The organism is Massilia sp. LC238 (assembly GCF_000735635.1).
GTDB lineage: Bacteria > Pseudomonadota > Gammaproteobacteria > Burkholderiales > Burkholderiaceae_D > Telluria > Telluria varians.
In genome coordinates, this window is the sequence record NZ_JNNN01000050.1 from 1 (window position 1) to 24,820 (window position 24,820).

Below are 24,820 nucleotides of genomic sequence, written 5' to 3' on the forward strand. Positions count from 1 at the left end.
ATTGCAGATACGCGCTGCCGTGCTCAACCGCTTCACTCGGCTGGGTACCCCGGTCACGGTCCCAGTGTTATAAAACTGATTACAAACAGCGTCAGCTCGGCCTTCACTCGATTTGCTCAACAAAGCCGTTGGAAAGTGTTGTTACTAACTTCGTTTCGCTTCCCTCGTTAGAGGCCACAAGGTTTTTTTTAAAGGGATTTCGTGACACGCCTGCCTGCACTGTTGATAGTTACACAAGATTTCCTGTGCATAATCTCATGCCTGCGTGGAAAGGTCCACTACTAGTCACGCATCGGAGCTTCATTGTTAACGTGCTCGCAGCCGCGATACGGATTCAGCGAGACCTTAAAGGGGATGTCGGGCGAAGCATTACGCGAGAGGATGCTCTTGGCGTGCTCGTCGGTGACGACCGTCTTGATGCCGGCGGCTTCGTCCTCCTCACGCTCCCAGCCGTCGTCGAATTCTTCGCGGCCATTGACTTCGTATCGACCCTGCAGGTTCGATACCGCGCCCCGCCCCTTGCGCGCCGCGAGCGGACGCGGGCCGAGCATGGGCTGCTCGTCCACGGGCTGGCGCTGGCTGGGTTGGTTGCGGTCGGGCACGTCGGCTCCATACTGTATATTTATACAGTATGGTACGCCTCCCTCAGCGGGATTTCAAGTCCGGCGCACCAGGCGGCACATAGGCGGCCTGCTGTTGCACGAAGCCGTCGAATGCGTCGAACAAGGGCTGGAAGGCGGCATCGTCCCCTTCCAGCTGGGCCAGCGCCAGCGCCGCCGCCTCCAGCGAAGACAGCTGGTGCGGCGCATGCGCCTTGCGGATCCGGTAATTCGAGGGCGCGACGTCGACCAGCGCCAGGCGCGGCAAGGCTTGCAGGGCCGGGTTCAGGTACAACATCTTGCGGCTCTTGCGCCAGGTGGCGTCCAGCACCACCAGGCGCAGGCGCTGCGCCGCCATCGCCTCGAAAGGCGGCGGCGCCGGCAGGCTGGCGTCGCCCGGCGTGTCCGGGTACAGCAGCACCGGCACCCGCCCATCCGCGTGCAGCAGCGCATCCAGTTCGGCGCTGTCGAATTGCTCGCCCACCGCCAGCCTGCTTCCGGCCACGCTCAGGTGCAGCAGGCGCGCGCTGTTCTTGGCATTGGCCACTTCGAGCGGATGCTGCAGCACCAGCAGCGCCGCACGCGGCTCGACGCGGGTGATCCAGCGGCAGATGCAGGCCGACTGCGCGCGCAGGCAGGTGGCGCAGCGCGCACGTTTCACGGATACCCCGCTCATAGCGAAGGCGACCAGCCGCCGCCCAGCGCACGGTACAGGTCGACGTGGGCCGCGAGCAGGCTGGCGCGCAGCTGCAGCACGGTGTTCTCGGCGCCGAAGGCATTGCGCTGGGCGTCCAGCTCTTCGAGGTAGGACGCATAGCCGTTCGCATAGCGGTTGTGCGCCACCCGCAGCACCTCATTCGCCGCCGTCCGTCGCGCTTCGGCCTCGGTCAGCTGGCGCCGCAGGCCGTCGATGCCGGCCAGCGCGTTCTCGGTCTCGGCAAAAGCCCCGCGCACCACGTTCTCGTAGGTGTAGATGGCGCGGTCGCGCACCGTTCCCGCAATCTCGGCCTGGGCGCGCAGGCGGCCCGCATCGAACAGGGGCGCCAGCACGCTGCCGCCGATGCTCCACAGCTCCACCGGGGAGCGCAGCAGGCGCGCCACGCTGGCGCCCTCCAGCCCGGCGGATGCGGTGAGCCGGATCGAGGGCAGCAGCTGGTCGCGCGCCGCCGCCAGGCTGGCGTCGGCGGCGGCTACCGCGCGCTCGGCCTGGGCGATGTCGGGCCGGCGCCGCAGCAGCTCGGACGGCAGGCCGGGCGCCGGCAGGGGCATGCGCAGGGCAAGCAGCGGCACGCCCCGTGCCACCGGCCCGGGGCTGCCGCCTGCCAGCAGGTTCAGCGCCTGTTCCTGCTGCGCGATCGCGCGTTCCAGCTGCGGCACCACGCCGGCGGTGGCGTGCAGCTCGGCCTCGGCCTGCGACATCTCCAGGCGCGAGCTGTAGCCGACTTCGAACTGGTGCCGCGCCAGCGCGAACGAACGCTCGCGCGAGGCCAGTGTCTGCCGTGCCAACGCCAGCTGGGCATCCAGTCCTAGCAAATTGAGGTAGCCGGAAGCGGTATTCGCGGCCACCGACAGGGCGGCCGCTTCCAAGGCCGCTTCCTGCGACAGGGCGTCGAAGCGCGCCGCTTGCGTGGTACTGGCCAGGCGCCCGAACAGGTCGAGTTCATAGGCCGCCTGCACGGCCCCTACAAGAGAAGTGACTTCCACCGGCTGCCCCAGCGGCCCGATGGCGCGCGCACGCGTCGGCGCAAACGAGAAGTTCAGGGACGGCTGCTGCGCGCTGCCGGCAATGCGCACGCGCGCCGCATATTCCTGCAGGCGCGCGCGGGCGATGCGCAGGTCGCCGTTGTTGTCGAGGGCGCGCCGCACCAGCATGTCCAGTTGCGGGTCGCCGAAATGCTTCCACCAGTCGCGCGTGACCGCTGCGTCAGCGGCGGGCGCGGTGCGCCAGGCAACCGGCACCTGCAGGGTCGGCGCGGGCGCCGGCTGCGGCGCCATCGCACAGCCGGCCAGCACCAGCGGCGCCACGAGCAAGGCCGCCCTCTTCATCGCGCTTCCTTGTTCGCCTGGGCGGTGTCGATCGTCGCCACCACCGACATGCCGGGCCGCAGGCGCTGCGCCAGCGGCTGGTTCGGGTCGATGCTGATCCGAACCGGGATGCGCTGCGCGATCTTGACGAAGTTGCCGGTCGCATTGTCCGGCGTGATCACCGAGAACTCCGAGCCGGTCGCCGGGGATATCCGCTCCACGTGGCCACGTAAGGTTGCGTTGTTGAGCGCGTCCACCGTGAAACTCACCGGCTGGCCCAGGCGCACATTGGCCATCTGCGTTTCCTTCATGTTGGCGATGATCCAGAGCGTGTTCGGCACCAGGGCGGTGAGCTGGGCGCCGGCGTTGACGAACGCGCCCTGGCGCACCGTCACCTGCCCCAGCTGGCCGTCGCGCGGCGCCAGGATGTGGGTATTGGACAGGTCGATCTCGGCCAGCCGCACCGCGGCTTCGGCATTGGCCACCGCGGCCTCCAGGGAAGCGCGGCTCACGCCGACCGAACGCAGGTTCTGGCGCGCGATCTCGAGCGCCGCCCTGGCCTGGTCGCGCGCAGCCACCGCCTGGGCGCGGGTGGCGCGTGCGGCATCGCGCTCGCGCGCCGACAGCGAACCGTCGGCCGCCAGCTCCTCCACCCGGCGCAGGTCGGCCTCGGCGCGGCGCGCCTGTGCCTCGCTCGATGCCAGCGTCGCCTGGTTCTGCGCGATCGTCGCCTGCGCGCTGCGATTGCTCTGCGCGTAATTCTCGAGCGCGGCGCGGCGGGTGGCCAGTTCGGCGCGCGCCTGTTCCAGCCGCTGGGTCGGGATGCGGTCGTCGATGCGCATCAGGAGTTCGCCCTTGCGCACCGGCTGGAAGTCCTGCACCAGCACCTCCACCACGTAGCCGCTCAGCTGCGGGCTGATGATGGTCACCTGCCCGCGTACCAGTGCGTTCTCGGTGCTTTGCAGCGTGGTGCGGAAAGGCGGCAGCTGCCAGGCATAGAGCACGATCAGCACGCCGGCCAGGGCGATGGCGGCGAAGGCGAGTGCGCTCAGCAGGATGCGGCGCGAACGTTTGTTGACGGGGCTTGTCGATGGTTCGGGCATATCAGTCTGTTACCGGTTCGGGTGGCGGCGGCGCCCCGGGCGGCCGCACTGCCGGCACGGGTTTCGGGGCGGGGAAATAATGCAGCCAGACCGCGTGCACGAAGATCCACACGGCGGCCGTGGCGGCCAGGATGGAAAGGACGAGGAACACGTCGTTGTAGGCCAGGATGTTGGCTTCGCGCGTGGCGCTGGCCGCCAGCGAGGCGACGCCCTGGCGGGTGCGCGCGGCCGGGTCGGCCACCAGCTGGCCGACGGCGGCGGCGCCGGACTGGATGCGGCCGGCCACCAGCGGGTCGAGGCTGCTGAGGTGTTCGGCGATGATCGAGGAATGGTATTTCTCGCGCAGCACCTGGAAGGTGCCGACGATGGCGGAACCGAGCAGGCCGCCCAGGTTCTGCGTGAGGCCGAACAGCACCGAGAAGCTGATCAGGTTGGCCGGATTGGCGATCACGGTGCCGATCAGGGAGATCACCAGCGGTCCGAGGAAGAGCGTCCCGCCGAAGGCGAGCAGGCTCTGGCTCAGGTACATCTGTTCCGGGCGGGTCTGGTTGGTGGCGTGGGCATCCAGCCAGGCGCCCAGCGCCATGATCAGGAGCGAAATCACCTGCGGCGCCATCAGGTGCTGCACGTTGATGGTCAGCGCCGAGACCACCACGCCGGCGATGGTCGCGCACAGCACGATGGCGAACAGGGTCTGCAGCTGGTCGTTGTCCAGGCCCACCAGGCGCAGGAAGCCGACCGCGCCGACGCTCTGCTCGGACAGCACGATGCGCACCAGGATCATCGACAGCGCCAGGCGCAGGATGTTCGCATTGGTGAAGAAGCGGATGTTCAGCAAGGGGTTGGCGCGGTTGTGCTCCACGCAGATCGCCGCCGCCAGCAGGACGATCGAGACCGCCAGCGCAACGCCGATCCAGGGCGCTTCGAACCACCAGCGCACCCGGCCGAAGCTCACCGCCGCGCACAGCAGCGCCATGCCGGGCGCGAACAGCGCGAAGGTGACGAAGTCCATCGGGCGGAAGGCCTGGAAGCGGTCGCCCGGGGGCAATTTGAGCATCAGCACCGCGCCGAGCGAGACGATGGCCAGGCCCAGCTCGAACATGTATAGGCCGCGCCACTCGGCGATCTGCAGCAGGTCGTTGGAGAAGAGGTAGGCCAGCGGCAGCGCCAGCTGGGCGCAGCCGAGCGCCAGCGCCACGCCGCGCAGGCGCCACTCCTTCTTGAATGCCTGCAGCACGTAGTACAGGCCGAGCGGCGACACCGCCGCCGCCAGCATGCCGTGGGCGGCGCGCACCGCGATGGCCGAGCCGAGGTCATTGACGAACAGGTGGGCGAAGGTCACCAGCGCGTACAGCACCAGGAAGAATTCGGTGAACAGGCGTAGCCCGAACTGCTGGCGGAACTTCACCAGCAGCAGGTTCATGGACGCATTGGCCATCACGAAGACGGCCGGCAGCCAGGCGGTCTCGGTGGAATAGGCGCCCAGCGTGCCCTGCAGGTTGACCAGGTTGACGGCCACCAGCGCATTGCCGAGGCCGCCCGTGATGGTGATCAGGATGCCGACGATGAGGTAGGCGAAACGCAGCGGTGTCGGATGGGCGGGCGTGGACGGAGAGCCGGGGAGCATCGGCTTCTCGTCGGGCGCCCACTCGCGCGGCGCGTACTTGCTCATCCGATCATTCCTCTACCTTTCGTTGCCAGGTTTGCATGATAACCGTTCACGAAAAACCACGTCGGACGGTGGCTGGGGCGTGAACGGCGCAATAAAGATAAGGAACACGTGATCACTTTGTTACGGCACAAAAATTTACCTTCGGAATTGCCAGATTGAGTATTGCCCTGCCTTTTCTACGTACCTAGAATCAATTTATGCCATGCGGAAATTCTTCCGTGTTTGTTTCACCCGGTACGCAGTCGAGACAGAGTCACCATGGTTCCACGCTTCACGCTCCGCAACATCCTGGCAGCCGCCCTGGCTGCCGCCGCACTGACCCCAGGGATCGCCGTGCAGCAGGAGTTGCAACTTGATCACCGCATGAACGAGCACATCGAGCAGGTGCCTGCCGGCCCGCAGGGCCGCGCCATGCTCGAGACCACCGTGTTCCAGCCGAACGGCCCGGGCCCCTTCCCGCTCATCATCATCAACCACGGCAAGGATCCGGGCCGCCCGAACCTGCAGCCGCGCGACCGCTTCTATCACATGGCTTCCGCCTTCGTGAAGCGCGGCTACGCCGTGATGGTGCCGATGCGCCAGGGTTTCGCCAATTCGACCGGCCGCTACCGCGACTTCGGCTGCGACATGACCGCCAACGGCTATGCCCAGGCGGAAGACATTGCCGCCACCCTCGCCTACGCGCGCCAGCAGAAATGGATCGACGCCAACCGCATCGTGATCGCCGGCCAGTCCTATGGCGGCCTGGCGACCATCGCCCTCGGCACCAAGGAGCTGCCGGGCGTGCGCGGCCTGATCAACTTCGCCGGCGGCCTGCGCGACGACAGCGACCGCTGCGCCTGGCGCTCGGCGCTGGTGACCGCCTTCTCCGAATACGGCGCCAAGACGAAACTGCCGACCCTGTGGATGTATGGTCAGAACGACTCGCTGTTCGGCCCCGAGCTGGCGCAGCGCATGCACGCGGCGTTCGAACAGGCCGGCGGCCGCGGCCGCCTGGTCGAGTTCCCGGCCTTCAAGCGCGATTCGCACGGCATGCTGGCCAGCCGCGACGGCGAAAAGGTATGGCTGGACGACACCATGCGCTTCCTGGCCCAGGTCGGCATGCCGACCAAGGTGATCCACGACGTGCCGCCGCCGCCGAGCCCGGCGCGTACCGACTATGCCCAGGTGGACGATGTCGAGGCCGTGCCCTTCCTGTCCGAGAACGGCCGCCGCGCCTACCAGGAATACCTGAGCAAGATGACCCCGCGCGCTTTCGCGGTGTCGCCGAGCGGCGCCTGGACCTGGGCCGAGGAAGGCGAAGACCCGGACGGCCGCGCACTGGCCACCTGCACTGCCAAGAGCAAGGAACCGTGCCGCCTGTACTCGGTGGACGACTACGTGGTCTGGACCGGCGACCTCGACCAGGCAGAGAAGACCTCGGTCACGGCGTCGGTGATCGATGTGCCGAAGCCGGCGGTGGATCCGACGGCGTCGGCGCCGACGACGTCGATCGGCTCCAACAAGGCCACCAACTAGCTTGTCGCGGGCTGGGCGGCTGTCAAGCCTGCGACGCACTGTTTCTGTGCGTAAAATCTGACAGCCGCCAAGAGTCCGACCCAGCGCAAACCGCGCCCCGCCCGCAGCTCCGACAATGGCCCTGACGTCATTTCGGAGAATTGCATGTTTCGCATCATCCACGCCCTGCTGGCGCTGGCCGCGCTGTGCGCCAGCGCCCCGGCCAGCGCCGCGAACAACCACCCCGTGATCCTGGTCCACGGCTTCCTCGGCTTCGGCCCGGACACCTTCGAACACAGCGGTTTCAACTACTGGGGCGGCTACGGCGACATCGCCTCCCACATGCAGGTCTACCGCGGCCCGCGCACGGTGTTCGCGGCCGTGGTCGGCCCGATCAGCTCCAACTGGGACCGCGCGGCCGACCTGTACGCCCAGATCAAGGGCGGCTGCGTCGACTACGGCGCCGCGCACGTGCGCAAGTACGGCCTGCCGGGCCAGCAGCAGAAACCTGCCGGCAAGTGCTGGGCCGCCGATCCGAAGAACAACCCGGAGGCTTACCCGCTCGCGCTCTACCCGGCCTGGGATGCGGAGCATCCGGTCCACCTAATCGGCCACAGCCAGGGCGGCACGACCATCCGCGCCCTGATCGAACTGCTGGAACACGGCTCGCCAGACGACGAAGGCGGCCACGAGCTGTTCAAGGGCGGCAAGGTGGGCTGGATACGCAGCGTCACCACCATCTCGACGCCCCACAACGGCACCACTTTCGCCGACGCCGTGCTGAACGTGGTGCCGCCGCTGCAGTCACCGCTCGGCGACCTGCTCAAGCACCGCTGGGCGAACTGGGAGCTGTCGCCGGACGGTGCGCGCGAATTCAACTTGTGGGCGCGCACCTCGCCACACATCTATTACTACTCGGTGGGCACGCAGGCGACCGAAGCCGGCAGCTGGTGCTGCAACGAGACCGACCGCGTGATTGCGCCGATCCAGACGACGCTCTACCAGTACCCGCGGCTCGACATGATCCCGGCCTTCAAGGCCATGGCGGGAGAATGGATCGTGCCCTCGGTGCTCCAGAACGGCCTGGGCGGCTATACCCAGACAGGCGCCGGGCGGGTAGCGATCGACAGCGAGTGGTTTCCCAACGACGGGGTGGTGAACACGGCCAGCATGCGGGCGCCGACGGGGCATCCGGTGCGGAACTACGACGGCAAGTCGGTCAAGGGGACCTGGAACTTCCTCGGCACCTACAAGGGGTATGACCACTTCGACATCCTGAACTGGCCGAATCCGGGGCCGTCGGCAAATCCGGTGTATGAGCGGATCAGCGACATCATCTTCAGCTTGTAAGATGACTTGACGCAATAGCCTTCGCCTAAGTCGAACGTATCGTGGCTGACGTTTCATTTGAAAAATGGAGCGTCTGCCATGAGCAGCGACTTGACCGATCAAATCACTGCTACGCTTGCGGAGTTCTCGAGCGCGACCAGGCTGTTCGAGTTCAAAATCGGTGACGCCCCGTGTTCCACACTTCTTGTCGAGGCTTTCGCTGCCGAGGACGCTTTGCTCGACATTCCGGTATGCGACGTCGTTGCGCTATCCACCGACGCCTATCTGGAAGCGGAGCCCCTGCTGGGCCAACCGGCCTCGCTGCAGATTACCCTCGCGGACGGAGAACAGGAAAGCATCGGCGGCGAAATCTGCGCCGTATCCATTCTTGGCAGCGATGGCGGGCTGGCACGATACCGACTCCGTATCTCTCCCTGGATATGGCGGCTGGAACATGTCCGTAACAGTCGTGTGTGGCAGGACAAGACGATCGTGGAGATCGTGGATGAGGTATTCGCCGCCTACCGGCCCGCAGCGCGCTGGCGCTGGAGCGCCGATACCGCGTCGTATATGGCTACTGTGCCGTCACGCAGCTACTGCTGCCAATACCGCGAACGGGACCTCGATTTCGTGCGCCGACTCCTGGCCGAAGAAGGCCTTGGCTGGCGAACCGAGCAAACGGAAGACGGTCCTGGCCTGGTGTTGTTTACCGACAGCACCTCGCTCGATGCAGTACCGGATGACCGAAGCTGCCGCGATGATGCCGGCGTCCGCTATCACAACGCAAGTTCTGTAGAACACCACGATACCGTGCAGGCGCTGGTGGAGCACAAGCGCCTGCACGCCTCGCTGACGACCCTCCAAAGCGCTGACTACAAAGCCAAGCAACTGGTCGGCGCGGCATCTCTTTCCGTCACGAAGGCCAAATCGCCGCCCGAACTCGAATGCTACGACGCTCCCGGGCAGTACGCATTCACCGACGCGGCGTCGGCGCGGCGCCATGCCGATCTGCAGATGCAAGCTGCCGAAGCAAGGGGGCAGCTGTGGCAAGGGCGCTCCACCGTTCGTACCATGCGCGCGGGAACGCGGCTGACCGTCACCGGCATGCCACTGGGGCGGCTCGGCGATGCTGCCGGGTTCACCATCCATCACGTCACGAGCATTGGCGTGAACAACATGCCACCGCCCGCGCAGCTCGCCCTTGCCGAACTGTTCGGCCCGCTTCCAGAACTGCTGGAAGAGGCTGTCCGCGCCCGGCAGGACGGCCTGGCCCAGGTCATCGAGCAGGCCCAGAAAACCGGCTATGCCAACTGCTTCGATGCAATTCCGGCAGGGGTTCCATGGCGTCTGCAGTTGCACCAGGGAGAGGACCACATCAAGACAAGGCCGACCGCACATGGCGCACAAACTGCGATTGTCATCGGCGCCGATGGCAACGACCGCCCAGACAAGGCTGACGACGCTTACTGCGATCGCCTGGGACGCATTCGCATCCGTTTCCATTGGCAGGACAGCGGACATGCGAGCTGCTGGGTACGGGTCGCGCAGCGCCTGGCTGGTAGCGGCATGGGGTGCCAGTTCCTTCCCCGGGTCGGACAGGAAGTACTGGTGCAGTTCCTCGAAAATGATATCGATCGGCCGGTCGTGGTTGGGGCAGTGTACAACGGCCGGGGTGAAGGCGGCATTGCGCCCACGCCGGGCGGCCAGGCCGGCGCGCCGGAGGATCGGGAATGCTTCCGGCGTGCGCACGACCATGCGTACTCGGCACAGGCCAACCTCGCTGGCGGCAACAGCCCGGCATGGCATGGTGCGTCGAGCGACACCGACGGTCACCGCAACGGGGCTGCCCAATGGGGTCTGCGCGCGGCCGGGATTGGCGGGAGCGGCTATAACCAGCTGCTGATCGACGACAGCGATGGGCAAGGCCGCGCCCAGCTCAGGACTACCCAGTCGGCGACCGAGCTGAATCTTGGACATCTGCTCCACGCCGCCGACAACTACCGTGGCAGCTCGCGAGGGCGCGGCGCCGAGCTGCGTTCCGACAGGTATGGCGCGGCGCGCGGCGGATCGGGGCTGCTGGTATCGAGCTGGCAGCTCAGGCACGATGCAGCCTCGCGCGATGTCGCCGGTGAGAATGCGACTGGCGCCAGCCTGATCCGGCAGGCAGCTGCCACGGCTGGCACGCTGCACCCCGCAGCGACGATTCATCAGACCGTGGGACTGGCGGCTCACGCCGGCAGCGTCAAGGCCAACGCAAGCGTCCTGGACGGCAAGTGCGGATCAGTCACGGCGATGTCGAATGCCGTGTCGGCGCCGCAGACGGAGAGCGGCGCTGCCCTCGTTACGGTATCCGCAAAGGACGTCTTCGGCGCCAGCGCCGGGCGAAGCCTGCAACTGGCGAACGGCGAGACCGTCACCTTGGTAAGCGTACAGAACACCCAGCTGGCCGGCAGCGCAGGGCTTCGGCTGCACACCGGCCAGGCCATCGGCGCGCTGGCAGGCGCCACCGACTCCGGCGCGGGCAGCGCCGGCCTGCAACTGATCGCCGCCCAGGACGAGATCGGCCTGCAGGCGCAGGCGGACGCGTTCTCCGTACAGGCACGCGATGACGTAAAGCTGGTCAGCGCCAGCGCGCACATCGACTGGGCTGCGGCGCAGCGGATCGTGCTGTCGACCGCCGGCGGCGCTAGCCTGACGATCGATGGCGGGAACATCAGTGTGCAATGTCCCGGCAAACTCAGCGTCCATGCGAACAAGAAGAGCCTGACGGACCCGCAGCAACTGAACTATCCGATGCCTGCCCTACCCCGCAGCGTGTGCGTCGAATGTCTCAAGCGCGCCCTTGCAGCGGGCTCGGCCTTTTCCATGGTGGAGTGAGATGCTGACCGATCCATTTGCCGAAGACTGGCTCGACATACTGCACCAGCGCTTTCGCGACCGTCCCGCTGCTCACGCACTGCATGTGCTGGTCGATGGCGCCTTCGTACCGGGCCTGCACCGACGTATTGGCGTCGACCGCAAGGCGCTTCTGTTCGAGGGCCTGCCGGCGAGCGGGCCGAGCACGCTGGACGTGTCGCCCTTCATTGTTCCTTTCGATCCCGAAGACCGTGCGCTCAGGGCCGTGCTGCGCAAGTGCCAGGGCTGGCCCATGGTCAGCGTGATCGAATCGCCGGAACCATGGCCGGACCTGGCGGCACGGCTGGCGGCATGGTGCATCGTCGAAGCCGACGGTCAGCGTTTCAATTTCCGTTTCGCCGATACCCGGCGTCTTCCCGTCATCGTGAAGACGCTCGAGCGCGCGCAGCGCGGACAGCTCACCGGGTCTGCCGTGAGCTGGAGCTACATCGGAAGAGACGGCAACTGGAAGACGCTTGCGCTCGAAGGATCGGGCGAGCCCATCGCTACCGCTCCGCGACTCGAAGATGCCCGGTTCGCGCTGCTGGTGGAAGACAGCCGCGCCGACGAGGTGCTGGCGCGGCTCGCCGATCATCCCCATCGTAGTGCGTACCGCCCGTCGCAGGCCCATGCACTGGTTTCCTCCGCACTTGCGCCGGCTCTCGAAGCCGGCTTAGGCGACGGTGACATCGTCGGCTGGTGTGGCTGGCTGCTGGCGCACGGTAAACGGGACGATGAACCGGACATCGCGCGATTGTTCACGGCGTGGGAGTCACACGCGCTCTTGATGGAGGCGGCTGATGCAACTGAAACATAAGATTCTCGTTGGCGTACTGAGTGTTGCAGGCGTGGTTGGCGTCGCTCTTTCGCAATACCGGAGCTCGCATGCAAGCGTTAGTCTGCACGGTGTGAACTACAGCGACCGCGAATTCAGCTATTTCATTTCCGATCCCGAGAACCCGCAAAAAACTATCGGGGGCGAACATATTGCCCCTTTCGCAGGCGGTGGTACAACCTGCTGTGCCGTGCTCCCATGGAAGTGGAAACCGGGCACCAAAGTACGACTCACGACGACTCACTGGCTGAAGAAGCTGCCTGACGGGAGCCTGCCAGAGGTGACCGAAGAACACGAGGTCGAAGTGCCAGAGTATGCCGAGGCTGGTGAGCTTTGGGTCATCAGAAATGGTGAAGGAAAGATCAGCGTAGTTTCCAGCAATGTTCAGCCGGATCATCTTGCTTGGCCCGGCGAGATAAAAGGTTGGCCGGTCCCATCTGTTCAGTACCAGCGTGAAAGATGGGAGATCTATCGCGACGTCGAGAGATCCTATGTTGATGCTTTCGAATCCTTATTAAAAGAGCTGGAGCAAGATCCAGACAATCATGTAATAAAGATGTGGAAACACGACACTGAATACAGCTCCTCGGAAATAACAGGATTTACAGGCCCTAATGATCCGCGTTATATCAGACACCTGAAGAAAACCTACATTGAAGGGCTCAAGCGAAGCAGAAGCGATCTTGAAGAAATCATGAAAGCCAAACCATGAATGCATTTCTTTCTACACGAGTCGGCCCTGAATTTGAAAAATCCTCCATACCTGACGCCTTTTTTGACAAGGCACAAAAAATGGAACTTAAACAGTTTAACAATAGGGAAACCGTACCAATTTGCTCACCAAGATCCTCATGCGAAACTAACTTATTCTTCGGCTTCTTTTTCGACGGCACAGGCAACAACTACACCGCCGCCGAAAAAACAAAAGACCATTCGAACATCGCCCGCCTGTACGACTGCTTCCCGGGAATGAGCGTTCCTGGCGTGCTCCCAAAGTCCACCGACTGGGAATACAAGCCCACGGAGCACAAGCACTTCTTCCGGGTCTACGTTCCTGGCGTCGGTACGGAATTCTCGCTGGTCAAGGATAGCGGCGCCGGGAGCGACAGGGTCCTGGGAGGCGGTACCGGCCGCTGGGGCGAGCGTCGCATCATCTGGGCGCTGGCGCAGGCGATCAACAATGTGCATCGCTTTTTTCTCGGTTCCCCGCTGTTCCCGCCGCCTGAAATCGAGAGCCTGCTCTCGACCTTGTCGCTCACGAAAAACACCAGGCGGGCGGTGGACGGGCGACAGGACGACGATGCCGACGTCGTCGACTCCGCAGTAGGTACGCTGGCGAAATTCCTGTTGAGCGGAATGCTGACTCGGCTGCACAGGGCGGTCGCGCCCCACTGGATCGACAAACGTACTGGTAAGCCGGCAAAGAAAGATCCAGGCCTCGTCAAGACGATTTACATCTCGATATTCGGTTTCTCCCGCGGTGCGACCCAGGCACGGGTCTTTGCAAACTGGCTCCACACCCTGTGCCGACTAGATGCGCAGCTTTGCGGCGCGAAACGGATGTCGCTCGGCGGCTTTCCGGTGGAGTTCGATTTCCTCGGTATCTTCGATACGGTTGCCTCTGTCGGAGCGGGCAACACGGTGGCCGGTCAGAACGGCCATGGCGCCTGGGCTGATGCGGAAGACAGCCTGCGCGTCCCCACTGGCATGAAATGCCTCCACCTGGTCGCCGCGCACGAACTCAGGCGCAGCTTTCCCCTCGATTCGATCTCGGTGAACGGCGCCGTTCCCGCCGGTTGCAAGGAGGTCGTGGTGCCCGGCGTGCACTCCGACATCGGTGGTGGGTATTGCCCGCGTGAGCAAGGGCGAGGCTCCGATCCGAATGGTGCGGACATGCTGTCGCGGATCCCCCTGATCATGATGTACAAGGAGGCTCGACTGAGCGGCGTACCACTGAAACTCGAACTGGCGACGGAAGCCACCAAGGCCAAGTTCGCAGTCAGCAGGGAGACGATCCAGGCCTTCAATGCCTATCTCGACACCTGCACGGAAAAGCAGGGGGCCCTGCACCGCATCGTGCGCGAGCATATACGCAAGCAGATCGAGTGGCGCGTCCACCGCAGGGTGACCGGGAAAGCGCCACTGCAAGACAGCGGGAGCTTTCTACGGGCCGCCACGTTTCATCAGAACGACCTGCACAGCGCAGCGCTGGAATTCGATGACGAGATCAGGGCATTCAGTGCATGGCTGCAGTTGCGAGGAGCGCATTTCAAGCCTGCATTCCAACGCCCGGGGTTCGGCGACTTGCATGATGCGGAGTGGGAAGAAATCGCGACCTACTGGCACGCACTCGCACATCCGTGCGAAGCGAGCCTCGACCTGTTCGACAATTACGTTCATGACTCGCGAGCTTCTTTCAAACTGAACGGGCCAGCCAATGAAGAAGAAATGCACGCATATCTGCGCCGATGCGTACAGCAGCGCAAGGAGTCACTGGCTGTCGTCGTCGGCAAGTCCGACCACAGGTCGACACTGACGCAGGAGGAGCAGCGCCTAGCAGACGAGTATGCCCGAACGAACAAGATTCCCCGCTTCCAGGTTGGAGGCCGGGAGCCATGGGACCGCTCATACGGCCTGATGTCGAAAGCCGGCTACCTGCGCTACCGGAAGATCTACGCGGGAAGCGACACCAACCTGATTTCGTAAACGACCCGGCCAGCGTTCAATGCACGCTGCGCAGCCCCCGCGCCAGATCCGACAGCCGGTAGGGCTTGCTCACGAAGGTGAAGTCTCCCAGCCGGTACTGGTCCAGCTTGAGCGCCGGCTGCGGATAGCCCGAAGCCAGCATCACCTTGATGCCCGGGTAGTTCTCGCGGGTGTACTCGGCCAGCTCGATGCCGTTGACGCCGTTCGGCATGACGATGTCGGTGAACAGGATGTCCACGTCACGGGTGGCCAGCACGTTCATGGCTTCCTGGCCGCTGGCCGCGGTGGTGACCTCGTAGCCCATGCTCATGAACAGCGCCGAGGCCACGTCCAGCAGGTCCGGCTCGTCTTCGACGATCAGCACGGTTTCCGAGTCGCCGCGCGACAGCTCGCCGTCCTGCGAAGTCACGGCCGGCAGGTAGATCGCGATCGTGGTGCCCTCGCCGAGCGTGCTCTGGATGACCACCTCGCCGCCCGACTGCTTGATGAAGCCGTACACCTGCGACAGGCCCAGGCCCGTGCCCTTGCCGGTCTCCTTGGTGGTGTAGAAGGGTTCGAAGGCGCGCTGCACCGTCTCGGGCGACATGCCGGTGCCGGTGTCGGTCACCGAGGTGCACACGTAAGGCCCTGGCGCCAATCCCGGCACCTCGCCTTCCTGCAGCGTCAGCTGGGCGGTGTCGAGCGTCAGCCGGCCGCCGTCGGGCATGGCGTCGCGCGCATTCACGACCAGGTTGAGCAGGGCCGATTCGAACCGGGCTGCATCCACCACCGCGCTGCCGGCCTGGGGGTCGAGATTGAATTCGAACTCGATGCCGGAATGTCCGGCGCGGCGCAGCACCGACTCGAAGCCGGAAATCAGGCGGTTGATGCTGCGCGTTTCCGGCTGCAGCGGCTGCTGGCGCGCAAAGGCGAGCAGCTGCTGGGTGAGCGTGGCGCCGCGATCGATCGCGCGGCGCATGCTGTCCAGGGTCTTGGCGTCGCCGCCGCCCTGGCGGTTCATGCTCAGCACCTCGAGGCCGCTGGCCAGCACCGACAGCAGGTTGTTGAAGTCGTGCGCCACGCCGCCGGTGAGCTGGCCGATCGATTCCATCTTCTGCGACTGGAACAGGGCGAGCTGGGCCTGCTCCAGCGCTTCCTCGGTGCGCTTCTTCTCGGTGAGGTCGCGCGTGATCTTGGCGAAGCCCAGGATCTTGCCGTCGTCGTCGCGAATGGCGTCGATGATGACGTGGGCCCAGAAACGGGTGCCGTCCTTGCGCTGGCGCCAGCCTTCGGCCTCGTAGCGGCCCTCGCGCGCGGCGGTGCCGAGCGCGCGCTGCGGCATGCCGCCCGCGCGGTCTTCATCGGTGTAGAAGCGCGAGAAATGACTGCCGAGGATCTCCTCCAGGCTATAGCCCTTGATGCGTTCGGCACCGACGTTCCAGTTGGTCACCAGGCCTTCGGGCGAGAGCATGTAGATCGCATAGTCGGTGACGCCCTGCACCAGCAGGCGGAAGCGCTGCTCGCTCTCGCGCAGTGCGTCCTCGGCCAGCTTGCGCTGGGTGACGTCGCGGGTGATCTTGGCATAGCCCAGCAGGTTGCGCTCTTCGTCGTAGATCGGGTCGATGACGACGTGGGCCCAGAAACGGGTGCCGTCCTTGCGCACGCGCCAGCCTTCGGCCTCGTATTTACCGTTCTCCAGGGCCTGCGCCAGCGCGCGCGCCGGCAGGCCGTCCTCGCGGTCTTCCGGCGTGTAGAAGCGCGAGAAGTGCTCGCGCAGGATCTCGTGCGGCTGGTAGCCCTTGAAGCGCTGCGCCCCGGCGTTCCAGCTGGCGATGTGGCCAGAGGGATCCAGCATGTAGATGGCGTAGTCGCTGATGCCGGCGATGAGGTACTGGAACCGTTGTTCCTCGGTCAGCGGCGGCTTGGACGGGTGGTGCGTGTTCATGACCGGGACCTTGCTATGTCTGGAGCGGCAAATATCCTATCATACCGATACTCAGCAATAGGATGCCACGCAATTGACCCGCATTCGCCTTGTATACGCAAGATCAATATTGGAAATTGCGCCACCCTCCGCGTGATCTGCCGGATTTGACGTTACAATACCGAGTTGTATCCTCAGCAGGCCTTCCGTTTGACAATGACCCAGGCACCTACCGACACCCTCGACCTCAGCCGCTGTGCGGACGAACCGATCCGCACGCCCGGCAGCATCCAGCCGCACGGCTTCATGCTGACGCTGTCGCCGGCAGCGCTCGTGGTGCAGCAAGCCAGTGCCAACCTCGAAAGCTGGATCGGCACCCCGGCCCAGGAAGCCATCGGCCGGCCGCTCGCCGAGGTCGTGGGCGAGACGGCCGCGGCGCGCATCGGCGCCGAGATCGAATCCAACGCGGCGGTGTCGCGACCAGCCTATATCGGCACGATCACGGCCGGCAACGGCGCCCATTTCGACGTCCTCGTCCATGCCTGGGACAGCCTGCTGATCCTCGAATTCGAAGGGGTCGAGCGCCGCCGCGCCGCCGACTTCCGCCACCTGTACCCCCTGATTGGCGACTTCCTCGTCAAGATCAACCAGCCGGCCTCGATTCCCGAGATGTCCGAACTGGCGGCGCGCCGGGTGCGCGAAGTGACCGGCTACGGCCGGGTCATGGTGTACCAGTTCGACACCGACGGCCACGGCCAGGTGCTGGCCGAATCGAAGGAAGACGGCTACGACTCCTACCTGGGGCAGCATTTCCCGGCCAGCGACGTGCCGGCCCAGGCGCGCGCCCTGTACACGCTGTCGCCGATCCGCGTGATCCAGGACGCCAACTACGTGCCGGCGCCGCTGGTGCCCGGCCTGAATCCGGCGACCGGGGCGCGCAACGACCTGTCCTTCGCCTCGCTGCGCAGCGTCTCGCCGGTACACCTGCAGTACATGCGCAACATGGGCACGCTGGCCTCGATGTCGGTGTCGCTCATCGTCAAGGGCAAGCTGTGGGGCCTGATCTCCTGCCACAACGCCGAGCCCCGTCCGGTCTCGGTCGAGAAACGCACCGCCTGCGAGCAGCTGGGTCAGATCCTGGCGCTGGTCATCGAGTCGCGCGAGGACGCGGCCGAACTGCAGTTCCGCCTCGACGTACGCCGCATCATGGTCGAGATGCTGGGGCACCTGACCAAGGGCGCCGACTTCCTGGAAAACATGAGCGGCGTGTTCCCCGAACTGCTGCGCTTCGGGCGCGCCGGCGGGGTCGCCATCGTGGTGGACGACCGCGTGCTGACCTATGGCGACACCCCAAGCGAGCCGCAGATCCGCGCGCTGGCCGACTGGCTGTCCCTGCACGGGCACACCGAGGTGTTCCACACCGATCATCTGAAAGAGGTCTATCCTCCGGGTGAAGACATGGTGCGCAATGCCAGCGGCCTGCTGGCCCTGCCGATCTCGCGCATCCACCAGCATTACCTGCTGTGGTTCCGCCCGGAGGTGGTGCAGACCATCGAATGGGCCGGCAACCCGCGCGGCAAGCAGGCTTCGCCCGACGACCCGACCCAGCTCACGCCGCGCCTGAGCTTCGATGCCTGGCGCGAGACCATCCATGGCCGCAGCCTGCCCTGGCATGGCGCCGAGATCGAGCTGACGATCGAATTCCGCAGCGCCCTGCTGGGCATCGCGCTCGAGCGCGCCGAGCAGATGGCAGAACTGGCCGAGGAACTCGGGCGCGCCAACAAGGAGCTGGAAGCCTTCTCGTATTCGGTCTCGCACGATCTGCGCGCGCCGCTGCGCCACATCGTCGGATTCTCCGACCTCCTGATCGAATCGGCCGGGTCGGAAGACCCGGAGCGGCGCCAGCGCTTCCTGAAGAACATCAAGGAGTCGGCCCGCCTGGCCGGCAAGCTGGTGGACGACCTGCTGTCGTTCTCGCAGATGGGCCGCGCCGCCCTGCGCCCGACCACGGTGGACATGAACGACCTGGTGTCGGCCTGCATCGACAAGCTCGGCATGGAAATGCAGGGCCGCAACGTCGACTGGCACATCGAGCCGCTGCCCACGGTGTGGGCCGACCCGACCTTCCTGCACCTGGCGGTGACCAACCTGCTGTCGAACGCGGTGAAGTTCACCGGCCAGCGCGACCCGGCGGTCATCACCATCAGCTCCGAGGAAGACGCCGACTTCATCGTCTTCCATGTGGCCGACAACGGCGCCGGCTTCAACATGGAATACGTGCACAAGCTGTTCGGCGTGTTCCAGCGCTTGCACCGCATGGAAGACTTCCAGGGCACCGGCATCGGCCTGGCCAACGTGCGCCGCATCGTCGAGCGCCACAACGGCCGCGTCTGGGCCACCTCCGTACAGGGACAAGGCGCAATCTTCTCCTTCAGTATTCCGAAACACAATCCTACCGAGGCAGACAATGCTCAAGCCCATACTTCTCGTCGAAGATAATCCGCACGACCTGGAACTGACGCTGATCGCGCTGTCGAAGAGCCAACTGGCCAACGAGGTCGTGATTGTGCGCGACGGCGCGGAAGCGCTCGACTACCTCAACCGCCGCGGCGAGTTCAAGGAGCGCGCCATCGGCAACCCGGCCGTGATCCTGCTCGACCTGAAGCTGCCCAAGGTGGACGGCCTGGAAGTGCTGAAGGAAATCCGCGAAACCGAAACGCTCAAGAGCATCCCAGTCTGCATGCTGACCTCGTCGAAGGAAGAACAGGACGTGGTGCGCAGTTACGAGCTGGGCGTGAACGCCTACGTGGTCAAGCCGGTGGACTTCACCGAGTTCGTGCGCGCCATCGCCGACCTGGGCATCTTCTGGGCGGTCCTGAACGAACCGCCGCCGGGCTCGCGCCGCTACGTCAAGCCCAAGTGATTCTGCGCCGCCCGCTGCGGGGGTGACACGCCGGCCTTCTGGTCGCGCTTCGCGCGGCGCAGCAGGTGGCGGATGCGCGCGCTCAGCGCGTCCGGATGGTAGGGTTTCTGCAACAGGTGCACCGACGCGTCCAGCTTGCCCTCGTGCGCGAGCACGCCTTCCGCATAGCCCGAGGTGTACAGCACCTGCGCGTGCGGGAGGCGGCGGCGCACGATCTCGCCCAGCTGCAGGCTGCTGACCGGTCCCGGCATGATCACGTCGGTGAACACCAGGTCGATGTGGCGGCCGCTGTCGATGATCTCGAGCGCGCTTTGCGCGTCTTCCGCTTCCAGCACCTCGTAGCCCAGCGCCGACAGGATGCCGCAGGTCGAGCTGCGTACGTCAAGCTCGTCCTCGACCACCAGGATCGTCTCCAGCCCGCCCGCCAGCGGCGCGCTGTGCACGGGCTCGATGGCCGCGGGCGCGGCGTCGCTGCGCGGCAGGTAGATGCGCACGCTGGTGCCCCGTCCCACTTCGCTGCGCATCACCAGTTCGCCGCCCGACTGCTTGACGAAGCCATAGGCCATCGACAGGCCCAGGCCGGTGCCCTGCCCGGTCGGCTTGGTGGTGAAGAAGGGCTCGAAGGCGCGCAGCAGGACTTCCTGCGGCATGCCCTTGCCGGTGTCGGCCACCTCGATCATGATGAAGCTGCCCTGCGGGACCTCGGGGGGACGCTCGTCGTCCGGAGCGACGTTGCAGGCGCGGATGGTCAGGGTGCCGCTGCCGGCCATGGCGTCGCGCGCATTGATGGCCAGGTTCAGCAGCACGTTGTTGAGCTGGTTCGGGTCGACCATGGTGCTGCCCAGGCCAGGGGCGATATCGGTGACGACGCGCGCGCTCGGCCCCAGCACGCGGCGCATCATGTCGTCCATGTCGCGCAGCAGGTGGCCGGGATCGACCACCACCGATTGCAGCGGCTGGCGCCGCGCGAAGGCCAGCAGGTGCGCGGCCAGCTTGGCGCCGCGCTCGACCCCGCCCAGGGCCATGTCGACGCGGCTTCTCGCGTTGTCGTTCAGGTTGCCCACCAGCTTGAGCAGCTGCAGGTTGCCGCCGATGATCTGCAGGACGTTGTTGAAGTCGTGGGCCACGCCGCCGGTGAGCTGGCCGATGGCTTCCATCTTCTGGGCCTGGTGCAGCGCCGACTGGCTGGCGGCCAGTTGTTCCTGGCTCACGCGCAGCGAGGCAAAGGCGGCATCGCGCTGGCGCCGCGCGATGCAGGCGCCGCTGTGGTAGCGCACGCGCGCCACCAGCTCGCGCGGGTCGGGCCACTTGACCATGTAGTCGTTGGCGCCTACCGCGAAGGCCCGCGCCTTGATCTCCGGGTCGTCTTCGGAAGACAGGACGATGACGGGAAGGTCTTCGGTATCGGGATGGGCGCGCAGGCTGGCGGTGACGTCGAAGCCGTCCAGGTCCGGCATGCGCAGGTCGACCAGCACCACCGTGGCACGCACCTCGCGCGCCACCTCGACCGCCCGCGCCGGACTCGACTCGTAGCACAAGGTGTGGCTGGTGCATCCCTGCAGGCCGTGCGCAATGATGTCTTGCGCAAAAGGCTCATCGTCGATGAGGAGAACGGAGCATTCGGGACGATCGTCAATCATTGCGGCGGGCTCGTTGATACGACACGATCTTGCATAAAGGTAAGCATTAATTCTACTATATTTTACAAATGGCGCGCACGATTGACGGATTTGAGGAGGCATCTTGCAAGTGGGCGGTCGCGCCGCCATCTATGCGGCATGCCTAAACGCCGGCCAGAACCGATCGAAGCAGCGCCCCTCGCCGATGCGCACTGCCCCTTGTGCGGCCGCGTGCTCGGTACGGTCAACATCGACCGCCATCACCTGATCCCCAAGACCTTCAAGGGCAAGGATCAGTTCCCCATCCATAAAATCTGCCACCGCAAGATCCATTCGGCCTTCACGGAACGCGAACTGCTGCAGACCTATCACACCTGGGAAGCGCTGCGCGGACACGAAGACATCCGCGCCTTCGTCGACTGGGTGGCAAGGAAGCCGCCGGATTTCTATACACGCACCTACACCTCGAACAAGAAGAAATTGCGCTGAACCGTGCAGGCATCGCGACATCAATATATAATTTTATATATTGATGTCCTGTGTGAGGTAACTTCATGAACAGTCCCGCGGACCTGCCCGCGCTGGAAGCGGCAGCGGGCGAAGCGAGCCAGTTGCTCAAGGCCTTGTCGAACCGCGACCGGCTCCTGCTGCTGTGCCAGATGACGCAGGAGGAGCGCTCGGTCGGCCAGCTCGAAGCCCTGACCGGGATCCGCCAGCCCACCCTGTCGCAGCAACTGACGGTCCTGCGCGAGGAAGGCCTGGTGGCGACCCGCCGCGCCGGCAAGCAGGTGTTCTACCGCATCGCGAGCGCCAAGGCCCTCGCCGTGCTGCAACTCCTGTATTCCCTCTACTGTCCAAGCGACGAGGAGCCACGCGATGAACATTGACATGGCCAATTTCACGCCCTGGATGTCGCTGGCGGGCGGCCTCCTGATCGGTACCGGGGTCGCCCTGTTCGCCCTGCTGGCGGGCCGCATCGCCGGCATCAGCGGCATCGTCGGCGGCCTGCTGCGTCCCAAGCCCGGCGAGACCGGCTGGCGCATCGCCTTCCTGGCGGGCCTGGTCGGCGCGCCCTTCGCGTACGCGCTGTTCGTGCCGCTGCCCGAGGTCCGGGTCGATGCCGGGGTGCCCGTGCTGCTGCTGGCCGGCCTGCTGGTCGGCGTCGGCACCCGCTACGGCTCCGGCTGCACCAGCGGCCACGGCATCTGCGGCCTGTCGCGCCGCTCGCCGCGCTCGATCGCCGCCACCGCCGCCTTCATGGGCGCCGGTTTCATCACCGTCTGGCTGCTGCGCCACGTGCTGGGGGCCGCATGACGATCGCCTATGCCCTCCTTGCCGGCTTCGTGTTCGGCATCGGACTGCTGCTGTCGGGGCTGGCCGACCCGTCCAAGGTGCTTGCCTTCCTCGACCTGGGCGGCAACTGGGATCCTTCGCTGCTGTTCGTGATGGGTGGCGCCCTCCTGGTGGCGGCGCCGGCCTTTGCCTGGCTTGCGCGGCGCGGACGCACCCTGGACGGCGCCCCGCTGCACCTTCCCGCCAAGGGGCGCATCGACCGCCGGCTGGTGCTCGGTAGCCTGGTGTTCGGCGCCGGCTGGGGACTGGCCGGCTACTGCCCCGGCCCGGCGCTGGTGTCGCTCGCCTGGGGCGGCCTGGAGCCGCTGCTGTTCGTGGGCGCGATGGTGGCGGGCATGGCCTTGTTCGAGCTGCTTGAAAAGAGGCGCTGAGCAGGCTTTTGCTTGACAAGCGCGGGCGCAGCGCATTTCATGGGATGCATGTCCAACAACCGGCTTGCCCATGGATTTCGACGACTATTCCCGCCATGACGCCACCGCCCTCGCCGCCCTCGTCGCGGGAGGCGAGGTGACGCCGCACCAGCTGCTCGAGCTGGCGCTGGCGCGCCACCACCAGGTCCATGGCCGCGTCAACGCGGTGGTGCGGCTGATGGAGAACGAAGCACGCCGCCAGCTGCAGGGTCCGCTGCGCGGGCCCTTCGCCGGCGTGCCCTTCCTGCTCAAGGATACGCTGCAGGACTATGCCGGCCTGCCCACCACCAACGCCAGCCGCACGACACGTGCGTATGTGCCCGGGGAGCATGCCGCCGTGGTGCGGCGCTATCTTGGCGCCGGCCTGGTCGTGTTCGGCAAGACCAACCTGCCCGAGTTCGCCCTGAAGGGCGTGACCGACCCTGAACTCTTCGGCCGGACCAGCAACCCGTGGAACCTGGCGCACACGCCGGGCGGCTCGAGCGGCGGGGCGGCGGCGGCCGTGGCCAGCGGCATCGTGCCGATGGCGGCCGGGAACGACGGCGGCGGCTCGATCCGCATCCCGGCCGCCTGCTGCGGCCTGTTCGGGCTGCGGCCTTCGCGCGGGCGCGTCTCCGCAGGACCCGACGTGGGCGAAGTCTGGTTCGGCGCATCGAGCGAAGGCGTGCTCTCGCGCAGCGTGCGCGATTCCGCGCTGGCGCTCGACGTGCTGCAGGGCGCCGAGCCGGGCGACCCGTTCATCGTCGCGCCTCCGTCCGCGCCCTACGCGGAACTGATGCGGCGTGACCCGGGCCGGCTGCGCATCGGCTTCACCAGCGTCTCGCCGATCGGCACCGAGGTGCATCCGGAAGCGGTGGCGGCGGTGAACCATGCGGCCACGCTGCTGTGCGGGCTGGGACACGACGTGGAGGAAGCGGCGCCGGAGATCGACGGCGCGGCCCTGGCGACCAGTTACCTGCACATCTATTTCGGACAAGTGCCTTCTTTGGTGGCGCGCATGCGCTCGCTCGGCGCCGGCGGCGGCGAGCCGGAGCTGATGACGCGCCTCCTGGTGACGCTGGGCGGCGCGCTCAAGGCGCCGGCGCTGGCGACGCAGCTGGCGCAGTGGAACACCTTTGCGCGGGCATTGGGACGCTTCCACCAGCGCTACGACCTGCTGCTCACGCCGACGCTGGCACATCCGCCCGTCAAGCATGGCACCGGCGACTTGCCTGCGGCGCAGCAGGCGCTGCTGGGCTTCCTGCAGCGCACCGGCATGCTCGGCCTGCTGGCGCGGCTCGGGCTGCTGGACAGCACCGTCGAGCAGATCGCGCGCGACAACCTGCGTTATGTGCCCTTCACCCAGCTGTCGAACCTGACGGGGACGCCGTCGATGTCGGTGCCCTTGCATTGGACGGGCGATGGCTTGCCTCTGGGGGTGCAATTCGTGGCGCCGTTCGGGAGGGAGGACGTGCTGCTGCAGCTGGCGCATCAGCTCGAGGGGGCGCAGCCGTGGTTCGATCGGTTGCCGGCAATGACGCGGGAAGGAACGCAGTCAACATGCGCTACCGAAGTCGCTCCTGCCTGAGCCATCCCTCAACTCAAGCAACGTCATCCCGGCGAAGGCCGGGATCCAATTCCGTAGAACGGTGTTATCGCTTCGCGACGCGTCAGTGGTCTTCGAAAGAACTTGGGTTCCGGCCTGCGCCGGAACGACGAGTAAATAGCGAGACGACTCATCCGATAGCGCCGCATTCTGACGCCTGAAAACAAAAAGGGCCGCATTCGCATGCGGCCCTTCGTATTCTGGCTCCCCGACCTGGACTCGAACCAGGGACCTGCGGATTAACAGTCCGTCGCTCTACCGACTGAGCTATCAGGGAAAGGAGGCCGCATTATAGCGGCCCGTTTCCGGTTTGCCTAGTACTGCGCATAAACAGTTAGGCCGCCAGCAGCCGCAAGGCTGCTTTGT

The 24,820-nt window shown here is 65.7% G+C and carries 19 protein-coding genes, 1 tRNA gene and 1 pseudogene; 13 read left to right on the forward strand and 8 right to left on the reverse strand.

Annotated features, from left to right (window positions below; genetic code table 11):
• Nucleotides 1-311 precede the first annotated feature (311 nt).
• The 5 genes and pseudogenes from FG94_RS13310 to FG94_RS13330 form a co-directional block, all read right to left on the reverse strand.
• Nucleotides 312-551, reverse strand: a pseudogene (locus tag FG94_RS13310) (radical SAM protein); the annotation flags it as partial.
• A 94-nt stretch (nucleotides 552-645) separates the two neighbouring features.
• Nucleotides 646-1,275: a tRNA-uridine aminocarboxypropyltransferase gene (locus tag FG94_RS13315; RefSeq protein ID WP_036212371.1), complete on the reverse strand. Its 630-nt coding sequence runs from the start codon at nucleotides 1,273-1,275 to the stop codon at nucleotides 646-648.
• Nucleotides 1,272-2,645, reverse strand: coding sequence for an efflux transporter outer membrane subunit (locus tag FG94_RS13320; protein WP_036212372.1), 1,374 nt, complete (start codon nucleotides 2,643-2,645; stop codon nucleotides 1,272-1,274). The genes FG94_RS13315 and FG94_RS13320 overlap by 4 nt, the downstream gene beginning before the upstream one ends.
• Nucleotides 2,642-3,727: an HlyD family secretion protein gene (locus FG94_RS13325; protein ID WP_036212373.1), complete on the reverse strand. Its 1,086-nt coding sequence runs from the start codon at nucleotides 3,725-3,727 to the stop codon at nucleotides 2,642-2,644. Before FG94_RS13325 ends, FG94_RS13320 begins: the two co-directional genes overlap by 4 nt.
• 1 nt (nucleotide 3,728) lies before the next feature.
• Nucleotides 3,729-5,399, reverse strand: coding sequence for an MFS transporter (locus FG94_RS13330; RefSeq protein ID WP_036212374.1), 1,671 nt, complete (start codon nucleotides 5,397-5,399; stop codon nucleotides 3,729-3,731).
• Between the two features lie 258 nt (nucleotides 5,400-5,657).
• Here FG94_RS13330 and FG94_RS13335 point away from each other — a divergent pair, with 258 nt between their 5' ends.
• The 6 genes from FG94_RS13335 (at nucleotide 5,658) to FG94_RS13355 (ending at nucleotide 14,661) form a co-directional block, all read left to right on the forward strand.
• A complete protein-coding gene (locus tag FG94_RS13335; RefSeq protein WP_051996638.1) occupies nucleotides 5,658-6,917 on the forward strand; it encodes a dienelactone hydrolase family protein in 1,260 nt (419 codons plus the stop codon).
• Between the two features lie 144 nt (nucleotides 6,918-7,061).
• Nucleotides 7,062-8,246: a triacylglycerol lipase gene (locus tag FG94_RS13340; protein ID WP_036212375.1), complete on the forward strand. Its 1,185-nt coding sequence runs from the start codon at nucleotides 7,062-7,064 to the stop codon at nucleotides 8,244-8,246.
• Nucleotides 8,247-8,324: 78 nt separating this feature from the next.
• Nucleotides 8,325-11,102, forward strand: coding sequence for a type VI secretion system Vgr family protein (locus FG94_RS13345; RefSeq protein WP_036212377.1), 2,778 nt, complete (start codon nucleotides 8,325-8,327; stop codon nucleotides 11,100-11,102).
• 1 nt (nucleotide 11,103) lies between these two features.
• Nucleotides 11,104-11,937 (forward strand): DUF4123 domain-containing protein, encoded by an 834-nt coding sequence (locus tag FG94_RS26045; protein ID WP_051996640.1) that lies wholly within the window; start codon nucleotides 11,104-11,106, stop codon nucleotides 11,935-11,937.
• A complete protein-coding gene (locus tag FG94_RS26640) occupies nucleotides 11,921-12,667 on the forward strand; it encodes a DUF3304 domain-containing protein (RefSeq protein ID WP_081925975.1) in 747 nt (248 codons plus the stop codon). Before FG94_RS26045 ends, FG94_RS26640 begins: the two co-directional genes overlap by 17 nt.
• Nucleotides 12,664-14,661, forward strand: a complete 1,998-nt coding sequence (locus FG94_RS13355; RefSeq protein WP_081925976.1) for a DUF2235 domain-containing protein — start codon at nucleotides 12,664-12,666, stop codon at nucleotides 14,659-14,661. Before FG94_RS26640 ends, FG94_RS13355 begins: the two co-directional genes overlap by 4 nt.
• A 16-nt stretch (nucleotides 14,662-14,677) precedes the next feature.
• Here the strand turns inward: FG94_RS13355 and FG94_RS13360 are convergent, their stop codons facing one another.
• Nucleotides 14,678-16,585 (reverse strand): PAS domain-containing sensor histidine kinase, encoded by a 1,908-nt coding sequence (locus tag FG94_RS13360; protein WP_036212379.1) that lies wholly within the window; start codon nucleotides 16,583-16,585, stop codon nucleotides 14,678-14,680.
• 195 nt (nucleotides 16,586-16,780) lie between these two features.
• Here FG94_RS13360 and FG94_RS13365 point away from each other — a divergent pair, with 195 nt between their 5' ends.
• Nucleotides 16,781-19,063: an ATP-binding protein gene (locus FG94_RS13365; RefSeq protein WP_036212380.1), complete on the forward strand. Its 2,283-nt coding sequence runs from the start codon at nucleotides 16,781-16,783 to the stop codon at nucleotides 19,061-19,063.
• Nucleotides 19,032-19,487, forward strand: coding sequence for a response regulator (locus tag FG94_RS13370; RefSeq protein ID WP_036212382.1), 456 nt, complete (start codon nucleotides 19,032-19,034; stop codon nucleotides 19,485-19,487). Before FG94_RS13365 ends, FG94_RS13370 begins: the two co-directional genes overlap by 32 nt.
• Here FG94_RS13370 and FG94_RS13375 read toward each other — a convergent pair.
• The gene (locus tag FG94_RS13375) at nucleotides 19,469-21,127 is read right to left on the reverse strand and encodes a response regulator (RefSeq protein ID WP_036212384.1); all 1,659 of its coding nucleotides are present in this window, start codon (nucleotides 21,125-21,127) and stop codon (nucleotides 19,469-19,471) included. The genes FG94_RS13370 and FG94_RS13375 overlap by 19 nt on opposite strands.
• Before the next feature lie 138 nt (nucleotides 21,128-21,265).
• Between FG94_RS13375 and FG94_RS13380 the strand changes: the two genes are divergently transcribed.
• From FG94_RS13380 to FG94_RS13400, 5 genes are all read left to right on the forward strand, one after another.
• Nucleotides 21,266-21,595 carry an HNH endonuclease signature motif containing protein gene (locus FG94_RS13380; protein ID WP_036212386.1) on the forward strand — a complete coding sequence of 110 codons (330 nt, stop codon included), beginning with the start codon at nucleotides 21,266-21,268 and terminating at the stop codon, nucleotides 21,593-21,595.
• A gap of 65 nt (nucleotides 21,596-21,660) precedes the next feature.
• Complete coding sequence (locus FG94_RS13385) at nucleotides 21,661-21,993, forward strand: metalloregulator ArsR/SmtB family transcription factor (protein ID WP_036212388.1); 333 nt, start codon at nucleotides 21,661-21,663, stop codon at nucleotides 21,991-21,993.
• Nucleotides 21,983-22,420, forward strand: a complete 438-nt coding sequence (locus tag FG94_RS13390) for a YeeE/YedE family protein (RefSeq protein ID WP_036212390.1) — start codon at nucleotides 21,983-21,985, stop codon at nucleotides 22,418-22,420. Before FG94_RS13385 ends, FG94_RS13390 begins: the two co-directional genes overlap by 11 nt.
• On the forward strand, nucleotides 22,417-22,830 hold the full coding sequence (locus FG94_RS13395) for a YeeE/YedE family protein (RefSeq protein WP_036212392.1): 414 nt from the start codon (nucleotides 22,417-22,419) through the stop codon (nucleotides 22,828-22,830). The genes FG94_RS13390 and FG94_RS13395 overlap by 4 nt, the downstream gene beginning before the upstream one ends.
• A 70-nt stretch (nucleotides 22,831-22,900) precedes the next feature.
• On the forward strand, nucleotides 22,901-24,436 hold the full coding sequence (locus tag FG94_RS13400; RefSeq protein WP_051996644.1) for an amidase: 1,536 nt from the start codon (nucleotides 22,901-22,903) through the stop codon (nucleotides 24,434-24,436).
• Nucleotides 24,437-24,655: 219 nt separating this feature from the next.
• Here FG94_RS13400 and FG94_RS13405 read toward each other — a convergent pair.
• Nucleotides 24,656-24,731 (reverse strand) — tRNA-Asn (locus tag FG94_RS13405).
• Nucleotides 24,732-24,820 lie beyond the last annotated feature (89 nt).

Bases quoted from the DNA above. Each gene is read 5' to 3' on its own strand.
- FG94_RS13315 (WP_036212371.1), bottom strand. From the start codon at position 1,275: ATGAGCGGGGTATCCGTGAAACGTGCGCGCTGCGCCACCTGCCTGCGC.
- FG94_RS13320 (WP_036212372.1), bottom strand. From the start codon at position 2,645: ATGAAGAGGGCGGCCTTGCTCGTGGCGCCGCTGGTGCTGGCCGGCTGT.
- FG94_RS13325 (WP_036212373.1), bottom strand. From the start codon at position 3,727: ATGCCCGAACCATCGACAAGCCCCGTCAACAAACGTTCGCGCCGCATC.
- FG94_RS13330 (WP_036212374.1), bottom strand. From the start codon at position 5,399: ATGAGCAAGTACGCGCCGCGCGAGTGGGCGCCCGACGAGAAGCCGATG.
- FG94_RS13335 (WP_051996638.1), top strand. From the start codon at position 5,658: ATGGTTCCACGCTTCACGCTCCGCAACATCCTGGCAGCCGCCCTGGCT.
- FG94_RS13340 (WP_036212375.1), top strand. From the start codon at position 7,062: ATGTTTCGCATCATCCACGCCCTGCTGGCGCTGGCCGCGCTGTGCGCC.
- FG94_RS13345 (WP_036212377.1), top strand. From the start codon at position 8,325: ATGAGCAGCGACTTGACCGATCAAATCACTGCTACGCTTGCGGAGTTC.
- FG94_RS26045 (WP_051996640.1), top strand. From the start codon at position 11,104: ATGCTGACCGATCCATTTGCCGAAGACTGGCTCGACATACTGCACCAG.
- FG94_RS26640 (WP_081925975.1), top strand. From the start codon at position 11,921: ATGCAACTGAAACATAAGATTCTCGTTGGCGTACTGAGTGTTGCAGGC.
- FG94_RS13355 (WP_081925976.1), top strand. From the start codon at position 12,664: ATGAATGCATTTCTTTCTACACGAGTCGGCCCTGAATTTGAAAAATCC.
- FG94_RS13360 (WP_036212379.1), bottom strand. From the start codon at position 16,585: ATGAACACGCACCACCCGTCCAAGCCGCCGCTGACCGAGGAACAACGG.
- FG94_RS13365 (WP_036212380.1), top strand. From the start codon at position 16,781: ATGACCCAGGCACCTACCGACACCCTCGACCTCAGCCGCTGTGCGGAC.
- FG94_RS13370 (WP_036212382.1), top strand. From the start codon at position 19,032: ATGCTCAAGCCCATACTTCTCGTCGAAGATAATCCGCACGACCTGGAA.
- FG94_RS13375 (WP_036212384.1), bottom strand. From the start codon at position 21,127: ATGATTGACGATCGTCCCGAATGCTCCGTTCTCCTCATCGACGATGAG.
- FG94_RS13380 (WP_036212386.1), top strand. From the start codon at position 21,266: ATGCCTAAACGCCGGCCAGAACCGATCGAAGCAGCGCCCCTCGCCGAT.
- FG94_RS13385 (WP_036212388.1), top strand. From the start codon at position 21,661: ATGAACAGTCCCGCGGACCTGCCCGCGCTGGAAGCGGCAGCGGGCGAA.
- FG94_RS13390 (WP_036212390.1), top strand. From the start codon at position 21,983: ATGAACATTGACATGGCCAATTTCACGCCCTGGATGTCGCTGGCGGGC.
- FG94_RS13395 (WP_036212392.1), top strand. From the start codon at position 22,417: ATGACGATCGCCTATGCCCTCCTTGCCGGCTTCGTGTTCGGCATCGGA.
- FG94_RS13400 (WP_051996644.1), top strand. From the start codon at position 22,901: ATGGATTTCGACGACTATTCCCGCCATGACGCCACCGCCCTCGCCGCC.